This is a genomic window from Streptomyces enissocaesilis, from assembly GCF_039533765.1.
GTDB lineage: Bacteria > Actinomycetota > Actinomycetes > Streptomycetales > Streptomycetaceae > Streptomyces > Streptomyces enissocaesilis.
Genome location: NZ_BAAAUD010000047.1, coordinates 337,378 through 352,500 on the forward strand (window position 1 = coordinate 337,378; position 15,123 = coordinate 352,500).

At 73.6% G+C, this 15,123-nt stretch carries 15 protein-coding genes and 1 tRNA gene; 9 read left to right on the forward strand and 7 right to left on the reverse strand.

Annotated elements, in window-relative coordinates; translation table 11 throughout:
* Nucleotides 1–47: 47 nt before the first annotated feature.
* From ABD374_RS23930 to ABD374_RS23940, 3 genes are all read right to left on the reverse strand, one after another.
* On the reverse strand, nucleotides 48–344 hold the full coding sequence (locus tag ABD374_RS23930; protein ID WP_344497791.1) for a DUF3303 family protein: 297 nt from the start codon (nucleotides 342–344) through the stop codon (nucleotides 48–50).
* A gap of 240 nt (nucleotides 345–584) precedes the next feature.
* Nucleotides 585–1,991: a sensor histidine kinase gene (locus tag ABD374_RS23935; RefSeq protein ID WP_344497644.1), complete on the reverse strand. Its 1,407-nt coding sequence runs from the start codon at nucleotides 1,989–1,991 to the stop codon at nucleotides 585–587.
* Nucleotides 1,988–2,677 (reverse strand): response regulator transcription factor, encoded by a 690-nt coding sequence (locus tag ABD374_RS23940; RefSeq protein ID WP_344497645.1) that lies wholly within the window; start codon nucleotides 2,675–2,677, stop codon nucleotides 1,988–1,990. The genes ABD374_RS23935 and ABD374_RS23940 overlap by 4 nt, the downstream gene beginning before the upstream one ends.
* A 77-nt stretch (nucleotides 2,678–2,754) precedes the next feature.
* Between ABD374_RS23940 and ABD374_RS23945 the strand changes: the two genes are divergently transcribed.
* On the forward strand, nucleotides 2,755–3,360 hold the full coding sequence (locus tag ABD374_RS23945; RefSeq protein WP_344497646.1) for a hypothetical protein: 606 nt from the start codon (nucleotides 2,755–2,757) through the stop codon (nucleotides 3,358–3,360).
* Between the two features lie 33 nt (nucleotides 3,361–3,393).
* Here the strand turns inward: ABD374_RS23945 and ABD374_RS23950 are convergent, their stop codons facing one another.
* Both ABD374_RS23950 and ABD374_RS23955 read right to left on the reverse strand, forming a co-directional pair.
* A complete protein-coding gene (locus ABD374_RS23950) occupies nucleotides 3,394–4,260 on the reverse strand; it encodes a spermidine synthase (protein ID WP_344497647.1) in 867 nt (288 codons plus the stop codon).
* A gap of 24 nt (nucleotides 4,261–4,284) precedes the next feature.
* On the reverse strand, nucleotides 4,285–4,776 hold the full coding sequence (locus ABD374_RS23955; RefSeq protein ID WP_344497792.1) for a hypothetical protein: 492 nt from the start codon (nucleotides 4,774–4,776) through the stop codon (nucleotides 4,285–4,287).
* A gap of 237 nt (nucleotides 4,777–5,013) precedes the next feature.
* Here ABD374_RS23955 and ABD374_RS23960 point away from each other — a divergent pair, with 237 nt between their 5' ends.
* Nucleotides 5,014–6,375 carry an NsdA family TPR-like regulatory protein gene (locus ABD374_RS23960; protein ID WP_344497648.1) on the forward strand — a complete coding sequence of 454 codons (1,362 nt, stop codon included), beginning with the start codon at nucleotides 5,014–5,016 and terminating at the stop codon, nucleotides 6,373–6,375.
* 37 nt (nucleotides 6,376–6,412) lie between these two features.
* Here the strand turns inward: ABD374_RS23960 and ABD374_RS23965 are convergent, their stop codons facing one another.
* On the reverse strand, nucleotides 6,413–7,009 hold the full coding sequence (locus tag ABD374_RS23965; protein WP_344497649.1) for a histidine phosphatase family protein: 597 nt from the start codon (nucleotides 7,007–7,009) through the stop codon (nucleotides 6,413–6,415).
* Between the two features lie 203 nt (nucleotides 7,010–7,212).
* Here ABD374_RS23965 and ABD374_RS23970 point away from each other — a divergent pair, with 203 nt between their 5' ends.
* The 7 genes from ABD374_RS23970 (at nucleotide 7,213) to ABD374_RS24000 (ending at nucleotide 13,509) form a co-directional block, all read left to right on the forward strand.
* A complete protein-coding gene (locus ABD374_RS23970; protein ID WP_344497650.1) occupies nucleotides 7,213–8,163 on the forward strand; it encodes a phosphatase PAP2 family protein in 951 nt (316 codons plus the stop codon).
* Nucleotides 8,048–9,256: a hypothetical protein gene (locus ABD374_RS23975; protein ID WP_425577323.1), complete on the forward strand. Its 1,209-nt coding sequence runs from the start codon at nucleotides 8,048–8,050 to the stop codon at nucleotides 9,254–9,256. The genes ABD374_RS23970 and ABD374_RS23975 overlap by 116 nt, the downstream gene beginning before the upstream one ends.
* The gene (locus ABD374_RS23980) at nucleotides 9,247–10,851 is read left to right on the forward strand and encodes a hypothetical protein (RefSeq protein ID WP_344497651.1); all 1,605 of its coding nucleotides are present in this window, start codon (nucleotides 9,247–9,249) and stop codon (nucleotides 10,849–10,851) included. Before ABD374_RS23975 ends, ABD374_RS23980 begins: the two co-directional genes overlap by 10 nt.
* Nucleotides 10,848–12,203 (forward strand): AAA family ATPase, encoded by a 1,356-nt coding sequence (locus tag ABD374_RS23985; protein ID WP_344497652.1) that lies wholly within the window; start codon nucleotides 10,848–10,850, stop codon nucleotides 12,201–12,203. Before ABD374_RS23980 ends, ABD374_RS23985 begins: the two co-directional genes overlap by 4 nt.
* 93 nt (nucleotides 12,204–12,296) lie before the next feature.
* Nucleotides 12,297–12,638 carry a hypothetical protein gene (locus ABD374_RS23990; RefSeq protein WP_344497653.1) on the forward strand — a complete coding sequence of 114 codons (342 nt, stop codon included), beginning with the start codon at nucleotides 12,297–12,299 and terminating at the stop codon, nucleotides 12,636–12,638.
* 153 nt (nucleotides 12,639–12,791) lie between these two features.
* Nucleotides 12,792–13,445, forward strand: a complete 654-nt coding sequence (locus tag ABD374_RS23995) for a bifunctional DNA primase/polymerase (protein ID WP_344497654.1) — start codon at nucleotides 12,792–12,794, stop codon at nucleotides 13,443–13,445.
* Nucleotides 13,436–13,509: transfer RNA gene (locus ABD374_RS24000), tRNA-Lys, on the forward strand. Before ABD374_RS23995 ends, ABD374_RS24000 begins: the two co-directional genes overlap by 10 nt.
* A gap of 119 nt (nucleotides 13,510–13,628) precedes the next feature.
* On the opposite strand, the gene ABD374_RS24005 is transcribed toward ABD374_RS24000, so the two are convergent.
* Entirely contained in the window at nucleotides 13,629–14,933 is a 1,305-nt protein-coding gene (locus ABD374_RS24005; RefSeq protein ID WP_344497655.1) for a M6 family metalloprotease domain-containing protein, read from the reverse strand.
* Nucleotides 14,934–15,123: the final 190 nt, after the last annotated feature.

Genomic DNA, 15,123 nt, shown 5'->3' on the forward strand with positions numbered 1-15,123 from the left:
GCCCCGGGCACCGCCGCTCAAGGGCCGGGCCCAGGACCGGTCCCGGATCAGTCCTGCGGCCGAAGGGCCGACAGGCCCTTCCGAAGGTCCTCGCGGTTCATCGCCGGCTGCACCGTCACCTCCGCGCCCAGCTCGAAGAACGGCTCCGCGACGGAGGGCAGCTGCGAGCTGTCCTGCATGTCGAAGACCATGATGCAGGACCGCTTGCCTTCGGTGCCGGTGAAATAGGCCGCCTCGGGCTTGAGCCGGTCCATCGTCGACTCCAGGAGCTGCGGAAGCGTGCCGTTCTTGAGCGCCTCCGTCGAGATCCTGGTGTCCATCACGGCTCGCAGCATGACCCTCATCGCCATCGCTCCTCACGCGGCGCACCACGGCCGGCGCAGTCCCAGCCGCGCACGCTGAAGCCCGGTGGCGTCGTCCCGCTCAGCCTCGTTTCGGGCGGTCGGAACAGCAACATCTCATCGGCCGTCCGGGCACGTGCGCACCCCGGCCGGGCGGGGAACCCCGGAAGCCGTTCGAAAAAGGTCGAAACCGGTCGAAGCTGCACGCCCGCGGACCTCCTTCCCGTCACCGCCCCCGCCCCGTCACCGTCCCGTCACCGCCCCCGCCGCCCGCTTGCGCCGCCCCAACCGGTGCCCGTTCTGCTCGCCCGCCGCGCGCCGGCCGTGGAGGCCGATCCAGATGCGGACCTCCGTACCACCGAGCACCGAATGCCCGATGCGCACGTCACCGCCCGTCGACTCCGCGACCCGTCGCACGATGTCCAGGCCGAGGCCCGTGGACCCGTCCCCGCCCCCGCTGTTGCCGCGCACCAGCGCCGCCTCCGGGTCGGAGATGCCGGGCCCCGCGTCCGAGACGAGGACGATGACGGCGTCGTCGCCGTTGTGCACGTCCACCGAGAAGGCCGTGCCCACGGGGGTGTGGCGGAAGACGTTGCCGAGCAACGCGTCGAGCGCGGCGGCCAGTTCGGGCCGGGTGACCGGAATGCGTACCGTACGGTCGACACCCGCCAGACGCACCTTCCTGCCCTCGTCCTCCGCCAGCGCCGACCAGAAGTCCATCCGTTCGCGCACGACTTCGGACACGTCGCAGCCCGCGCCGGGCCCGGGCAACCCCTGCCCCTGCGCCAGCGACCGCTGTTCGCGCGCCGTACGGATGATCGTGTCGACCTCGCGTTCCAGCTGCTCGACCGCGGCCCTGGTCTGCTCGGCGGCCGGTCCTTCACCGAGCGAGGCCGCGTTGAGGCGCAGCACCGTCAGCGGGGTCCGCAGCCGGTGTGACAGATCGGCGGCCAGTTCGCGCTCGTTGGCGAGGAGCTGGACCACCTGGTCGGCCATGGAGTTGAACGCGGCCGCGGCGGAGCGCAGTTCGGCCGGCCCCTCCTCGGGGACGCGTACGCCGAGCCTGCCCTCCCCCAGGTCGTGCGCGGCGCCCGCGAGCCGCTGGGCGGGCTGGACCATGCGTACGCCGAGCCGGTCCGCGACCGCCACCGAGCCGATGATCAGGGCGATTCCCACGCCCGCCAGGACGACCCAGGCGGTGGCCACGCCGTTGCTGACGTCACCTTCGGGCACGAAGACCTCGACGACGGCGATCCGTCCGCTGGCGATCGCGGTCGGCTGGAGCAGCGCGTAGCCGCCCGGCACCTCCGAGATGGAGGCGCGGCCGATCCGCCGCGTGGTCTCCAGGTCCTGCTGGGCCGCCCGGCGCTCGCCGATCACCAGCGGCACGCTGCCCGCCTCGTCGGCGGCCGGGACGTGCACGGCCATCCGGCCCGCGATGCCGACCTCGGTGGTCTGGACGGCCCGGTCCAGCGAGTCGCGGTCGGTGGCGATGGAGAGGGTGGGGCCGATGGTGGCGGCCCAGCGTTCGGCGTTGGAGAAGGCCCGGTCCCTGGCCATCTCCTTGACGACGAGCCCGAGCGGTACGGCGAAGGCCACCACGACCATCACGGTCACCGCCAGGCACACCCTGACCAGTGCCCACCTCATCGCGGCGGTTCCAGCTTCACGCCGACCCCGCGCAGGGTGTGCAGGTAGCGGGGGCTCGCCGCGGTCTCGCCGAGCTTGCGGCGCAGCCAGGACAGGTGGACGTCGATGGTCTGGTCGTCGCCGTAGCTCTGCTGCCAGACCTCGGCGAGCAGCTCCTTGCGCGGTACGACGACTCCGGGCCGCCCCGCGAGGAACGCCAGCAGGTCGAACTCGCGGCGCGTCAGGTCGAGCCGCGCGCCGTCCAGCTCGGCCTGCCGGCGCAGCGGGTCGATGGAGAGCCCGCCGACCCGGAGCACCCGGGACGGCGGCTCGGCGCCCGCGACGGCGCGGGCGCGGCGCAGTACGGCGGCCATGCGGGCGGACAGGTGCTCGACCGAGAAGGGCTTGATGAGGTAGTCGTCTGCGCCGTCGTTGAGCAGCCGTACGATCTCCGCCTCGTCGTCGCGCGCGGTGGCGATGATCACGGGTACGTCGGTGATGCCACGCAGCATCTTCAGCGCTTCCGACCCGTCGAGGTCGGGCAGACCGAGGTCGAGGACGACCACGTCGAAGCCGAAATGGGCGACCTCGCGCAGCGCCTCCAGTGCCGTACCGACGCTGCGCACCGTGTGGGTGGCTTCGGTCAGGTGCCGGATGAGGGCGGAACGTACGAACTGGTCGTCCTCGACCACGAGCACACTTGCCATGGGCGGCACCGTACGCCATGCGGGGGACGGAGGTGCCCCCTGGGCGGGGGTGGGACGGGTGGGGCGGGTGGGGCAGTATGACCCGGATGCAACGAGGATTCGTACACGCCGTGGCGTGGTCGCTCGCCACCGGCGCGGCGGTCACGCTGTCGTGGTGGGGCGTGCACACGGTGATGGCCGGTACGGCGTACGACCCTCCGCAGGCCCTCCCGATCCCCACCGGCCCGCCGGCGCGGGGCGCCACCGCGCGGAGCGGGGAATCGCCGTCGTCCTCGCTCCCGACACGGCGCTCCGAGGACGCCGGGAAGGCCACCGGGCGGCCGGAACGCTCCGCGTCGCCGCCGGCCACCGCGGCGGACCGCTCCACCCCGCCTCCGAGCCGCACGCCGAGCGGTTCCGCCGGCCCGTCCGGCGCCGGCTCCCCGTCGCCGTCGCCGTCGAGGCCGTCGACGGCCTCGGAGAGCCAGGTGAAGAGCTACACCACCGAGGGCGGCCGGGTGACCTTCGACCTGGGGAAGACCTCCGCCAAGCTGGTTTCCGCGACGCCGGCGACGGGCTGGTCGATGCAGGTCTGGAAGGATCCGTCGTGGATCCGGGTGGAGTTCACCGCGGGCGCGGCCGCGGTCTCGGTCTTCTGCACCTGGCACGACCACGAGCCGACGGTCGAGATCGTGAAGTCCTGACCGGAGTCACGCACCGCGGTCGCGTGAAGGCGGTCACGTGAAGGCGGACGCCGGCGGCTCCGGCGAGGGCCGGGCGCTCGCATCGGTGACGACGGCCGCGCCACCCGTGAAGCCGACCAGTTCCCGGCCGTGTTCCACCCGCCCCGGGTGCGGGTCGGTCGCGATGCGGCGGGTCCACTCGGCGATGGGCAGCGTACGGTCCGACGCCAGCAGCACCGCGTTGCCGAAGCGCCGCCCGCGCAGCACGGCCGGATCGGCGGCGAGGGCGAGCTCGGGCCAGACGGCGGCGGCGGTGGCGATCTGGCCGCGCAGGTACGCGAGGGGCGGGCCGTCGGCGAGGTTGGCGGCGTAGAAGCCCCCGGGCCTCAGCACTCTGCGTACGTCGGCGAGGAATTCGGTGCTGGTGAGGTGTCCGGGCGTACGGGCTCCGCTGAACACGTCCGCGATCACCAGGTCCGCCCAGCCGTCCGCGACCTTGCCGAGTCCGGCGCGGGCGTCGAGGGAGCGGACGCGGATACGGGCCTGGGCGTCCAGCGGCACCACCCTGCGCACCAGTTGGACGAGCGCCGCGTCCACCTCGACGATCTGCTGGGTCGAGCGGGGCCGGGTGGCGGCGACGTAACGGGCCAGGGTGAAGGCTCCGCCGCCCAGGTGCAGGACGTGGACGGGCTGTCCCGGCGGGGCGGTGAGATCGGCGATGTGGCCGAGCCTGCGCTGGTACGCGAAGTCGAGGTGGGACGGGTCGTCGAGGTCCACGTGGGACTGCGGGGCGCCGTCGATGAGGAGGGTCCAGCCGCGCGGCCGGTCCCGGTCGGGTATCAGTTCGGCGAGTCCGCCGTCGACGTGCTCGACGACGGGCTCGGGGGCGGCGCGCTCGCGCCGTCTGTTGTTCTTCGCCACACAGCCAGTATCGGTTCGATCCGCTCAGCGGACCCGGTCGGCCGCCTCGATCAGCCGGGCCGCCTCGCCGAGCGCGGCCCTGAGCACCGCCGGGTCGGTGAGCGGTCCCGTGTCGGTGGGCGGCAGCAGCCAGCCGGTGCCGCTGACGGGCGGTTCGGGAACCACGGGCCGCGCGTCGGCCCCGGTGTCGCCGGCCAGGCCCGCCGGGAGGCTCAGGCCGCGTCCGGCCGTCTGTGTACAGGCGCTGCCCGGCATGTCCCAGCCGTCGGCGGTGCCGGAGGGCACCAGGAAGCCGAGGGTGGCGCAGGGGCCGTCGTGCAGCACGGGGCCGACGGCGGGGGCGGAGGCGCGGCGGATGATGTCCACCGCTTCGAGGCCCTGCCGCACCGGGACCGTCACCAGGTCGCACGGCTCGACGCCAGGAACGCGGGAAGTCCCTCCCGCCGCCGGCGGACCGGCGCTGAAGTCCTGGGTGGGCCTGTGCTGAGCCGTTGTCCTTGAGCCGCTGATCTCCACGCCGGCCTCCAACAAGGGAACCCTCCTCGCTCGAACGGGAACCGCGCTCCCGCTCCTCATTCCTCAACGCGCCGAAGCGTCAACGGCTACGGTGCCGCGCCGCCGCAAAGGATGGCAGTTCATGGCAGATCGTGGGTGAGATATCCCGTTTGCAGCGAAACACCGTGTGTTCAAGTCGTCACAGCGGGTACGTTTTTGCTCCGCTGGAGCACGCGAACCTTGCGGGAGGTCCTGGCCATGCCGAACAACGACTTCCGCCGCCTGCGAGGGTCCCGCTCACCGGCCGAATTCGCCGCCGCCGTCCGCAGGGCGGCACGTGAGATCGGTGAACAGGTCGCGTGCGACGCGCGCTACATCGGGCGCGTCGAGGCCGGCGAGATCCGGTGCCCCAACTACGCGTACGAACGCGTCTTCCTGTACATGTTCCCCGGCCTGACACTGGCGGACCTGGGCTTCTCGGCCCGCGAAACGGTACGTGGCAGGGGGGCGCGCACCACCACGACCCACAGCGACAGCGACGAGGAGAGCGACGTGCTGCGTCGCGCGTTCATGACGAGCGGCACCACCACCGTGGCGGCCGTGTCCCTGGGACTCGGCGCCGCACCGAGTGCCTCCGGTGCGGCCGACGCCTTCGGTGTGTCCGGTACATCCGGTATGTCCGATATGCCGGCCGTCGCACACCGCCGACTCGGCGAGGCGGAGGTCAAGGCCGTGGAGGACGCGGTGCGGCAGATCCGGCTGCTCGACGACCGGCACGGCGCCGACGGCCTCTACAAGCGGGCCGCGCAGCCGCTCCGGACCGCCTACGCCCTGCTCGAGGCGAGCACGACGTCCCGCAGGTCGATGGCCGACCGGCTGCACGCCGGCGCCGGTGAACTCGCCCTCTCCGTGGGCTGGCTCGCGCACGACTCGGGCCGCTTCGACGACGCCCGCTCGCACTACGCGGAAGCGCTCGCGACGGCCCGGGTGGCCGGCGATCCCGCGCTGGAGGCCCACGCGTTCAGCAACTCGGCGTTCCTCGCCCGGGACACGGGCCGGCCGCGCGAGGCGGTCCGGGCCGCCCAGGCGGGACAGCGCGCGGCGCAGCACGTGGCCTCGCCCCGGCTGCTCTCGCTGCTCACCCTGCGCGAGGCGGGCGGCTGGGCGGGGCTCGGTGACCGTACGGGCTGCGAGCAGGCGCTCGGCCGCGCCAAGTCCCTCTTCGAGCGCGGTACGGCACAGGCCGATCCCGAGTGGATGAGCTTCTTCGGCGAGGCGGAGCTGGAGGGGCTGGAGGCCCAGTGCTGGTCGGCCCTGGGCGACTGGTCGCGCGCGGCCCGGCACGCCCGGCGCGCGACGGCGCTCCAGGACCCCCACTTCACCCGGAACCTGGCCCTCTACAACGCCGAGCTCGCCGACGACCTGGCCCGCGCCGGGGCGCCGGACGAGGCGGCCGCGGTGGGGCAGGACGTACTGGACCTCCTGGAAGAGGTCCAGTCGTCCCGCATCCAGACGATGCTCACCGCGACGACCCGCGTCCTGCTGCCGCACCGCCGCTCGCCGTCGGTGGCTCCGTTCCTGACCCGGCACGCGAGCGCGGGGACGTCGCGCGGCGTCTGAGACCTCCGCGCCCGGATCCCCCTGGCCGGCCGGTCGGTCAGGCGGTCAGATGGCCGGTGTCGTTCCAGCGCTCGATCGCCGGGTCGCCGTACGCCCAGCCGAGGACCGACAGGGACGTCGGGTCCAGCCGGATGCGGGCGCCGAACGAGACGTCCAGACCGAGCCAGCGGGCGCCCAGCGCGCGCAGGACGTGACCGTGCGCGAAGACCAGCACGTCGCGGTCGGCCGAGCGCGCCCAGGCGACGACCTCGTCCACGCGGCCGGAGAGCTCCGCGAGCGTCTCGCCGTCCGGCACCCCGTCGCGCCAGATGACCCAGTCGGGCCGCTCCTTCCGGATCTCGGGGGTCGTCATGCCCTCGTACGCCCCGTAGTCCCACTCCATCAGCGCGTCCCACTCCTTCGCACGCTCGCCGAACCCGGCGATCGCGCAGGTCTCACTGGCCCGCAGGAGCGGGCTGGTGCGCACCTCGGCGTCCGGCAGGCCGTCCAGCGGCGCCCGGTCCAGACGCTCGCCGAGCAGCTTCGCGCCGCGGCGGCCCTCGTCGAGCAGAGGGATGTCGGTCCTGCCGGTGTGCTTGCCGGACAGCGACCATTCGGTCTGTCCGTGCCGGGCCAGCAGGATGCGCGGTGCCATGACGGTGTCTCCCTGACGGTGCGAAGAACGGATGATACGGACGGAAAGGGCCGCCCGCACCATCATCGCGCACCCTGCCGAGGGGCAACCTCCCGGGCGATCACGACGTCCCTGTACTCGCGTACCCGGTGCGCGCACATGTTCTCGTACACCGTACGGTTGAAAGGGTGGCCAGACAGCCCGTAGGCCGCACATACAGACAAATGGAGAACGTTCGGATGCAGGACACCGCGCCCCGCAGAAGGCCACGCTGGTGGACCGAGCTGCTGCTGATCGTGGTCGTCTACGCGGCGTACACCGGTGGCCGGCTGTTCGTACGCGGTGACGAGGCGACGGCCGTCACCCACGGCCTGGCGATCCTGCGCCTCGAAAAGCTCCTGCGCCTCAACGCCGAGCACCCTCTCAACCGGCTCTTCACCGAGCACGCCTGGCTCGGCATACCCGCCGACTTCGCCTACGCGTCGCTGCACTACCTCGTCACCCCGGCGATCCTCGTCTGGCTCTTCAGGCGGCGCACCGCCCACTACCGGGCCGCGCGCACCTGGCTGATGCTCTCGACCCTGCTCGGCCTGGTCGGCTTCACGCTGATGCCGACCTGCCCGCCCCGCCTCCTCGACGCGGGGCACGGCTTCGTCGACACGATGGCGCAGTACAGCGTGTACGGCTGGTGGGGCGGCGCGGCGAGCGCGCCGCGCGGGCTCGGCTCGATGACCAACCAGTACGCGGCGATGCCGAGCCTGCACGTCGGATGGTCGCTGTGGTGCGGGGTGATGCTGTGGCGGCACGGGCGTACGCCGCTGATGAGGTTCCTCGGCGCCGCGTATCCGCTGCTGACCACTTTCGTGGTGATGGGGACGGCCAACCACTACTTTCTGGACGCGGTCGCGGGCGCTGCCGTGATGAGCCTCGGACTGGCTCTGACCAGGCCGTTCATGCGTCTGGCCGACCGGGTGCGGGGCCGGTTCGCACCGGTGGCGGACGCCGTGGAGTCCACCGTTTCCGGTGGCGTTGTCAGTGGCGGATGCGAGACTTCCGCGGGTGAGCGAATTCCTGGGCAGCGGACACGAACTGACACCTCCGCAGGTACCCCCGCAGGTGCCCCCGCAGGGGACGGTGCCGAAGCCGGCGACGGCACTGCGGCAGCGGCTCGCTGAGCTGCGCGGCCCGTCCGTCGCGCCACTGCCCCTGGACGCGCGCGCGTTGGCGGCGCTCGCCGCCAACCCGGGGTGCGAGCGGCGCGCGCTGCTCGACGGCGCGGGGGTGGACAAGACCGCGCTCGCCGCGGCGCTCGGCTCCCCGTCGGGGTTCGGGCAGTCGCAGTTCGCCTTCATGCGGGGCAACGCGTTCGAGGCCCGGGTCAAGGCCGACGGCGGCACGGAGCTGATGCGGCTGCTGTACGAGCGGATGGGCGCCGGCTGCGAGCCCCCCGCCCCCGGCGGGACCCGTGTGCCCGACCTGGCGGCGGCCGGTCCCGAGGGCCGGGCCGCGCGGACGGCGCTGGCCCTGCGCGAGGCCACGGCGGCGGGAGCCTGGACGCTGCTCGACCACCCGCTGCTGGCCCTGGAGGTGGCGGGTTCGCCCGCGTACCTGGAACCGGACGCGGTGGTGGTCCACCCCGACGGGCACTGGACCGTCGTGGAGATCAAGTCCTTCCCGGTGATCGACGGCTCGGCGGACGCGGCGAAGGTGGGCGCGGCCGCCCGCCAGGCCGCGGTGTACGTCCTGGCGCTGGAGCGGGTCGCGGCGAAGGTGGCGGGCGCGCGGGTGCGCCACGCGGTGCTGCTGGTCTGCCCCAAGGACTTCTCCAACCTGCCGGCGGCGTCGGCCGTCGACGTACGCAAGCAGCGGTCGGTGACCCGGCGCCAGCTGGAGCGGCTGACCCGCGTCGAAGACCTCGCCGCCGCGCTTCCCGAGGGCACGACCTTCGACGTGGACCAGCCGGCGGAGAAGCTGGCGGCGGCCGTCGGATCGGTCGGCGCGGCGTACGCCCCGGAGTGCCTGGCCGCGTGCGAGCTGGCCTTCCACTGCCGCGGGAAGGCGCGCGCGGCGGGCACGGTGGAGACGCTGGGCCGCAGCGTGCGCGGTGAGCTCGGCGGCCTGACGACGATCGACGAGGTCCTGGCCGCCGCGGAGGGGACGGCGGGGGATCCGGCCGATCCGACGGTGGCGGCCCTGCGCCGGGCGGCGGCGCTGCGGTCGCAGGCGCTGGCGATGTCCGGGGCGCCGGAGGGGGCGGCATGTCGCTGATCAGCACACTCGCGCGGCTGGACGCCGTACGGACGGGACGGGCTCAGGCGCTGGCCACCGTCCGGCACCGGCACCTGTCCGAACGGCCCCTGGTGTTCGTGCCGCTGACGACCGCGGGCGAGGCCGGTGCGCCGCTCGGGGCGCTCGTCGGGACCGACCGGGACGCGCCGCGGCTCCTCGCGGTGCCCCAGCCGCGCGACCGCGATCTGCGGTTCGCGTTCCTCGCGGAGCTGGCCGAGGCCGTCCTGCCCTACCTCGACGGGTACGCCGACGACGTCGAACCGGCCGAGCGGGGCGAGACCGATCCGGCGACCGGCAAGCGGGTCAAGGTCGAGGTCGAGCTGTGCAGGGACGCGCCGCAGCTGATCGTGCCGAGCCGGGCGGGCATCGAGTACGTACGGCTGCTCGGGCGGTCGACGCGTTTCCGGCGCACGGCCGAGCAGGCCGCCGAAGGAACCGGCACGCCCTACCCCGCGCCCCCGCACATCCCGCTGCTCGGCCGCTGGCTGACGCACTACGGCGAGCGGGCCCGGGTGCCGGGGTCCTCGCTGCTCCTCGCGGTGACCGACCTGCTGGGACGCCACTGGGCGACCGGGCAGTCCAGCCTGGAGGACCAGCACCTGGGCGCGCTGCTCGCCTGGATCGGTCCGAACGGCGCGGCGGGTGAGTCCGGCGCCGAGGCCGCGCTGCGCGCGGAGCTGGAGCGGGACGGACGGGGGCAGTTGGTGTGCCCGCCGGCCGGGCCCGCGACCGACCCGGCGTTCGACAACAAGCTGCTGGCACCCGCGATCGACCGCTACGACCGGGCCCGCAAGGCGCTCGCCGCCGCCGAGGACGGCCTCGCGGCGGACGCGCGCCTCGGTGAACTGGCCGCCGCCGAGCGGCACATCCGCGAGCTCCTCGCCGGGCAGATGCTGCCCACCTGGAAGGCCGTGTGGCGCGGGCTGGACCTGCTGCGGGAGTTGCCGGAGGGGACGCGGGCGGCGGACCGCTGGGCGCGCGACCGCTGGTCGTACACCGGCCACCGCGACCGTGTGCGGGCCGGGGAGCCGCCGCAGCCCCGGCGCGACGACGCGGTGACCGCCGCGCAGAAGCTCGCTTCCCGCGAGAGCGCGCAGGCGCAGCTGGAGGCGCAGGAGGCGCTCGACGATCCGCTGGTGATGGCCGGGCGGCGGCTCGCGGGCGAGGCGTTCACCAGCGAGGTACTGGACGTGGAGATGGCCATGAGCGAGGGCAGGCGGCCCAGCCCCCGCCCCCTGGTCACCGTCCGCACGGACGACGCCCCGCACCTGGGTGAGCGCACGAAGGTCTACCGCTCGCTGGACGGCAGGCCGCAGACGGCGGAGTTCGTGCGGTACGAGCAGGAGGCGGGCGTTCTGGTGCTGCGGGTGACCGACAAGATGGGCCGTGGCAAGGAGCCGGCGCCGGGGTCCGTGCCGGAGAAGGGCGAGCACGTCTGCTGGACGCTCTTCGAGCACGACCAGCGCGGCGGTCCCCAGCTGCCCGACCCGGAGGCGACGCCCTGGACCCACGGCGGCCCACCGGGCGCGAGTGCCGAGCACCCCGACCCCGTGACCCCGGAGGACCTCCTGTGACCCGTCCCCCCGCCGCCGGGGCGCCGCGCTCCGACCCCGGCGCCGAGGCCGCCCGCGCGACGGCGGCGATCCTCCACGACACGCTGCACGGTGCGCACCGCGGCGTCGTCGTGGACTCGCCGCCCGGCGCGGGCAAGTCGACGCTCGTGGTGCGGGCGGCGCTCGAACTGGCCGCCGCCGGACGCCCGTTGATGGTGGTCGCGCAGACCAACGCCCAGGTCGACGACCTGGTCCTGCGGCTCGCGGAGAAGGAGCCGGACCTTCCGGTCGGCCGTCTCCACAGCAACGACACCGACCCGTACGACAAGGTCCTCGACGATCTGGCGAACGTACGGAAGTCGGCGAAGGCCGCCGATCTCGCGGGGCTGGGCGTCGTCATCTCGACGGCCGCGAAGTGGGCGCACGTGAAGACCACGGACCCGTGGACGCACGCGATCGTCGACGAGGCGTACCAGATGCGTTCGGACGCGCTGCTCGCCGTGGCCGGGCTCTTCGAGCGGGCGCTGTTCGTCGGCGACCCGGGCCAGCTGGACCCCTTCTCCGTGGTCGGCGCCGACCAGTGGGCGGGGCTCTCCTACGACCCGTCCGCCAGCGCGGTCTCGACCCTGCTCGCCCACAACCCCGAGCTGCCCCAGCACCGCCTGCCCGTGTCCTGGCGGCTCCCGGCCTCGGCCGCGCCGCTGGTCTCCGACGCGTTCTACCCGTACACGCCCTTCCGCAGCGGTACGGGCCACGGCGACCGGCGCCTCACCTTCGGCGTCCCGTCCGACGGCTCGGGCCCCGACCGGGTGCTGGACGAGGCGGCCGCCTCGGGCTGGGGCCTGCTGGAACTCCCGGCCCGGCACACCCCGCGTACGGACCCCGAGGCGGTGGGGGCGGTGGCCCAGGTCGTACGCCGCCTCCTGGACCGGGGCGGCGCGGCGGTCAGCGAGCGCTCCCCCGACCCGGCCCCGCTGACGGCGGACCGGGTCGCGGTCGGCACGGCCCACCGCGACCAGGCGGCGGCGGTCCGGGCGGCACTGGCCGGCCTCGGCGTCACGGGCGTCGCGGTGGATACGGCGAACCGCCTCCAGGGCCGCGAGTTCGACGTGACGGTGGTGCTGCATCCGCTGTCGGGCCGGCCCGACGCGACGGCGTTCCACCTGGAGACGGGCCGCCTGTGCGTCCTGGCCTCGCGCCACCGGCACGCGTGCGTCGTGGTGTGCCGGGAGGGGGTCGCGGACCTGCTCGACGAGCACCCCTCGACGGAGCCGGTCCAGCTGGGCGTCACGGTCAAGTTCCCGGACGGCTGGGAGGCGAACCACGCGGTCCTGGCGCACCTGACGGAGCACCGGGTCCGGTACCGGCCGTAGACCGCCCGGGGCGTACTGAGGCGTACTTGCGCGGTCCGGGACAATGGACGGTGGCCATCGCGCACACGTGGCCGGAGAAGGGAAGGAAAACCCATGGCGGAACCCGAGCGCACCGAGCGGCGACTGCGTCCCGCGCCGCTGCTCTTCGAGCCTTCGGAGGCAGCCGCCGACCCCGAGCACTTCTTCGGCCTGGAGTCGATGGAGGACCCGGGCGAGCTGCTGGAACGTGCCACGGAACTGGCGCTGGCGTTCCGGACCGCGACCGACCGGGCCGTCGAGTTCCAGGCGATCGGCGCGGCTCAGCTCGCCGATCCCCAGCGCTTCGACCGGCTGACGGCGGCGGACATCGCGCGGCGCGCGGACTGGACCGAGGACTACGCCAAGAAGATGGTGGAGTTCGGCCGGGACCTGCTCCGCGGCCCGAAGCTGCCGTGAGCCGCGAGCCGTGAGCCGCAGCGGTTTCGCTCTTCGGGCCGTCACGGACTCTTGGCATATGCGGGCCGCACGATACCGTCTGCCGGCCCTCCGCGTCCCGGTTTCCGCGAACCCTCGGGGACGGAGCAGCCGCTGTCGGTAGATGTAGGTGACATGACCGCCCGCAAGCGAAACGACGTCTCCCCGTACGCGTACTCCGGCACTCCCGCCCATGTCACCGGCGCCGGCGCCGCCTGGCTCGCCTCCGCCGCCACGTATCCGCACAGCACCCTCTCACTGTGGGAGGCCCGCCCCGCCGATCCCGGCGTCCTGCCCTGCGGCTCCGTGTTCGACGTCGTGAGCGTCCCCGCGGTCTTCGGCCGCCGGATGCTGGACCGGTTATGGGCGGACGGGCCGGGTTCGGGTCCGGTCGCCGTCCACCGCGGCCGCATGCTGCTCTTCACCGCCCCCGGCACCGCCCAGCGGCTCCCGTCGCTGCTCACCTGGGAGGAGTGGGGCCGTACGGGCAGTACCGCCGAGGAGGGCGGGAGGAGCGGGAAGGGCGCCGTGCCGTCGATCCTGTGTCACGGCACGGGCGATGCCGTGACCGTCGCCCCGCTCAGCGCCCCGGCCACCGCCCCCGCCGGCGCGGGACCGCGCTGGCTGGTCGCCCCCGACGTCCGCCGCCCGTGGCTGCCGGGCGCCGAGGCGATGCTCTGGGCGTGTGTACGAGCGGCCCGCCCCGACCGGGGCACGGGGGCCCGGACAACGATTTTTCCTCCCGCCGATCAGGGTGCTAAGGTCTACGACGTCAGCAGGCGCCGCTAGCTCAGTTGGTTAGAGCAGCTGACTCTTAATCAGCGGGTCCGGGGTTCGAGTCCCTGGCGGCGCACAGACGGAGAAGGGCCCTCGCGAAAGCGAGGGGCCTTCTCGCTGCCCGGATGTCGCCCGCACTGTCGCTCGCGTTGTCCCTCGCGGTGCTGCCCGCGTCGAGCCGTCGGCGCCGGGTGGTCAGGCGCCCGGCGTGATCTGCACCGTCCACCCCCCGGACCGCGCGCGGTCCCCCACCTCCACCCTCGTCCCCTCCCCCGGCACCGTGAACGTCTCCCCCTCCCGTACCGGCGCGTCCGCCAGCGGCGGGTACACCGACCGGTCCCAGCACGTGTCGCTGTGCGGATGCGCGTCCACCACCTCGATCGGCCCGCCGCCCGAGGCCGGCCCGTTGCGCACCCGGTAGATCAGTACGCCTTCCGTGCACAGCGACCGGTCGTTGCCGGACCCGCTCCGCGCTTCGATGGCCAGCACGCTGTCCTTCCCGGTGCGTACGACCGCGAGCCGCGTGCCGCCCGCCCCGCCCCGGGCCGGATCCGCCGCCAGCGGCTCCAGCGTGAGCCGGGTCGCGCCGGTCTCCGACACGCAGGCCACCTGCCGCGGGTCCAGCCAGCCCAGCTTCCACTTGTGCCAGCCGAAGAGTTCCGGCGCGAGCCCGAACTGGCTGCCCATGACGTCCCAGTCCCCCACGTACGTGTCCCAGTCGCCCTTGCCGTCCACCGGCCGGTGGTAGAGATCGGGCAGGTCGAAGACGTGGCCGGTCTCGTGGGCCAGCACATTGCGGTCCGGCGGGTACTGCTCGAAGACAGTGACGATGCGCTTGATGTCCCGGCCGTCGGCCCGCAGCGGCTTGTCGAAGTTGACGACCTTGGTCGCGTCGGAGTCCACACCGGGCGCGTGCGGGTCGGCGACGAGATAGACGATGTCGTACTGCGTGAAGTCGACCCGGCCGTCGGCCGCGGCCACCGCGTCGCTCAGGTAGGACGTGCGGTGCCCGGCGTCCCAGTCGCGCTCTATGCCGTACGCCGTGGAGTCCCGCGGCATCTCGACCCACTCGCGCCGGGGGTGCGGCCGCAGGGTGAACTTCCCGTACGAGGCGTGCCGGAAGAAGTCGCTGGTGGCCGGGAAGTAGTCGGCGGCGATCTGGTCCGGGGTGAGCGTGGGCGCCGAGTCGGGGAAGGACAGGAAGATCATGACCGCGTCGAGGGTGCGCAGGGGACGCGGGTAGGCCGGGTTCCAGCTGTCGAGGCCCAGCGAATGGTGCGCCGTGGTGCGCGCCAGCACGCAGGGGCCCTCGCTCCGCGCCGCCACGGCGGGGCCGGCGACGAGGGAGGTGGCGGCGAGCGCCGTGAGGGAGGTGAACACCGCGGCTGTACTGCGCAGGCGTTCGCGCCGGCACCGGCGGGACCGGTCGGCTCCCCCGGGTGCCTGCTGACGGATCACGTCGACCTCCGGGTGCGTAAGTACGGGACGCCCCACCCACATTGTTGCGTTTTTATGAGGTATGCCCTGTTCCACTACCCCACACGAGTGACAGGGCCTTCAACGCCTCATCCGTAGCCCGACACCCCGGGAGGCATCACGGAAAGTCACAAACGATCGCGGAGGAACACCACAAGGCGCGCACGCGCAGAAACGATCGTTCGTGGACGTCGGGTGCGCCGCGTCATGGTGA

Excerpts from the sequence above, each read along its gene's own strand:
- ABD374_RS23990 (WP_344497653.1), top strand. The coding sequence starts at position 12,297 with ATGGCGGAACCCGAGCGCACCGAGCGGCGACTGCGTCCCGCGCCGCTG.
- ABD374_RS23935 (WP_344497644.1), bottom strand. The coding sequence starts at position 1,991 with ATGAGGTGGGCACTGGTCAGGGTGTGCCTGGCGGTGACCGTGATGGTC.
- ABD374_RS23960 (WP_344497648.1), top strand. The coding sequence starts at position 5,014 with ATGCCGAACAACGACTTCCGCCGCCTGCGAGGGTCCCGCTCACCGGCC.
- ABD374_RS23970 (WP_344497650.1), top strand. The coding sequence starts at position 7,213 with ATGGAGAACGTTCGGATGCAGGACACCGCGCCCCGCAGAAGGCCACGC.
- ABD374_RS24005 (WP_344497655.1), bottom strand. The coding sequence starts at position 14,933 with ATGTGGGTGGGGCGTCCCGTACTTACGCACCCGGAGGTCGACGTGATC.
- ABD374_RS23930 (WP_344497791.1), bottom strand. The coding sequence starts at position 344 with ATGAGGGTCATGCTGCGAGCCGTGATGGACACCAGGATCTCGACGGAG.
- ABD374_RS23980 (WP_344497651.1), top strand. The coding sequence starts at position 9,247 with ATGTCGCTGATCAGCACACTCGCGCGGCTGGACGCCGTACGGACGGGA.
- ABD374_RS23995 (WP_344497654.1), top strand. The coding sequence starts at position 12,792 with ATGACCGCCCGCAAGCGAAACGACGTCTCCCCGTACGCGTACTCCGGC.
- ABD374_RS23940 (WP_344497645.1), bottom strand. The coding sequence starts at position 2,677 with ATGGCAAGTGTGCTCGTGGTCGAGGACGACCAGTTCGTACGTTCCGCC.
- ABD374_RS23965 (WP_344497649.1), bottom strand. The coding sequence starts at position 7,009 with ATGGCACCGCGCATCCTGCTGGCCCGGCACGGACAGACCGAATGGTCG.
- ABD374_RS23945 (WP_344497646.1), top strand. The coding sequence starts at position 2,755 with ATGACCCGGATGCAACGAGGATTCGTACACGCCGTGGCGTGGTCGCTC.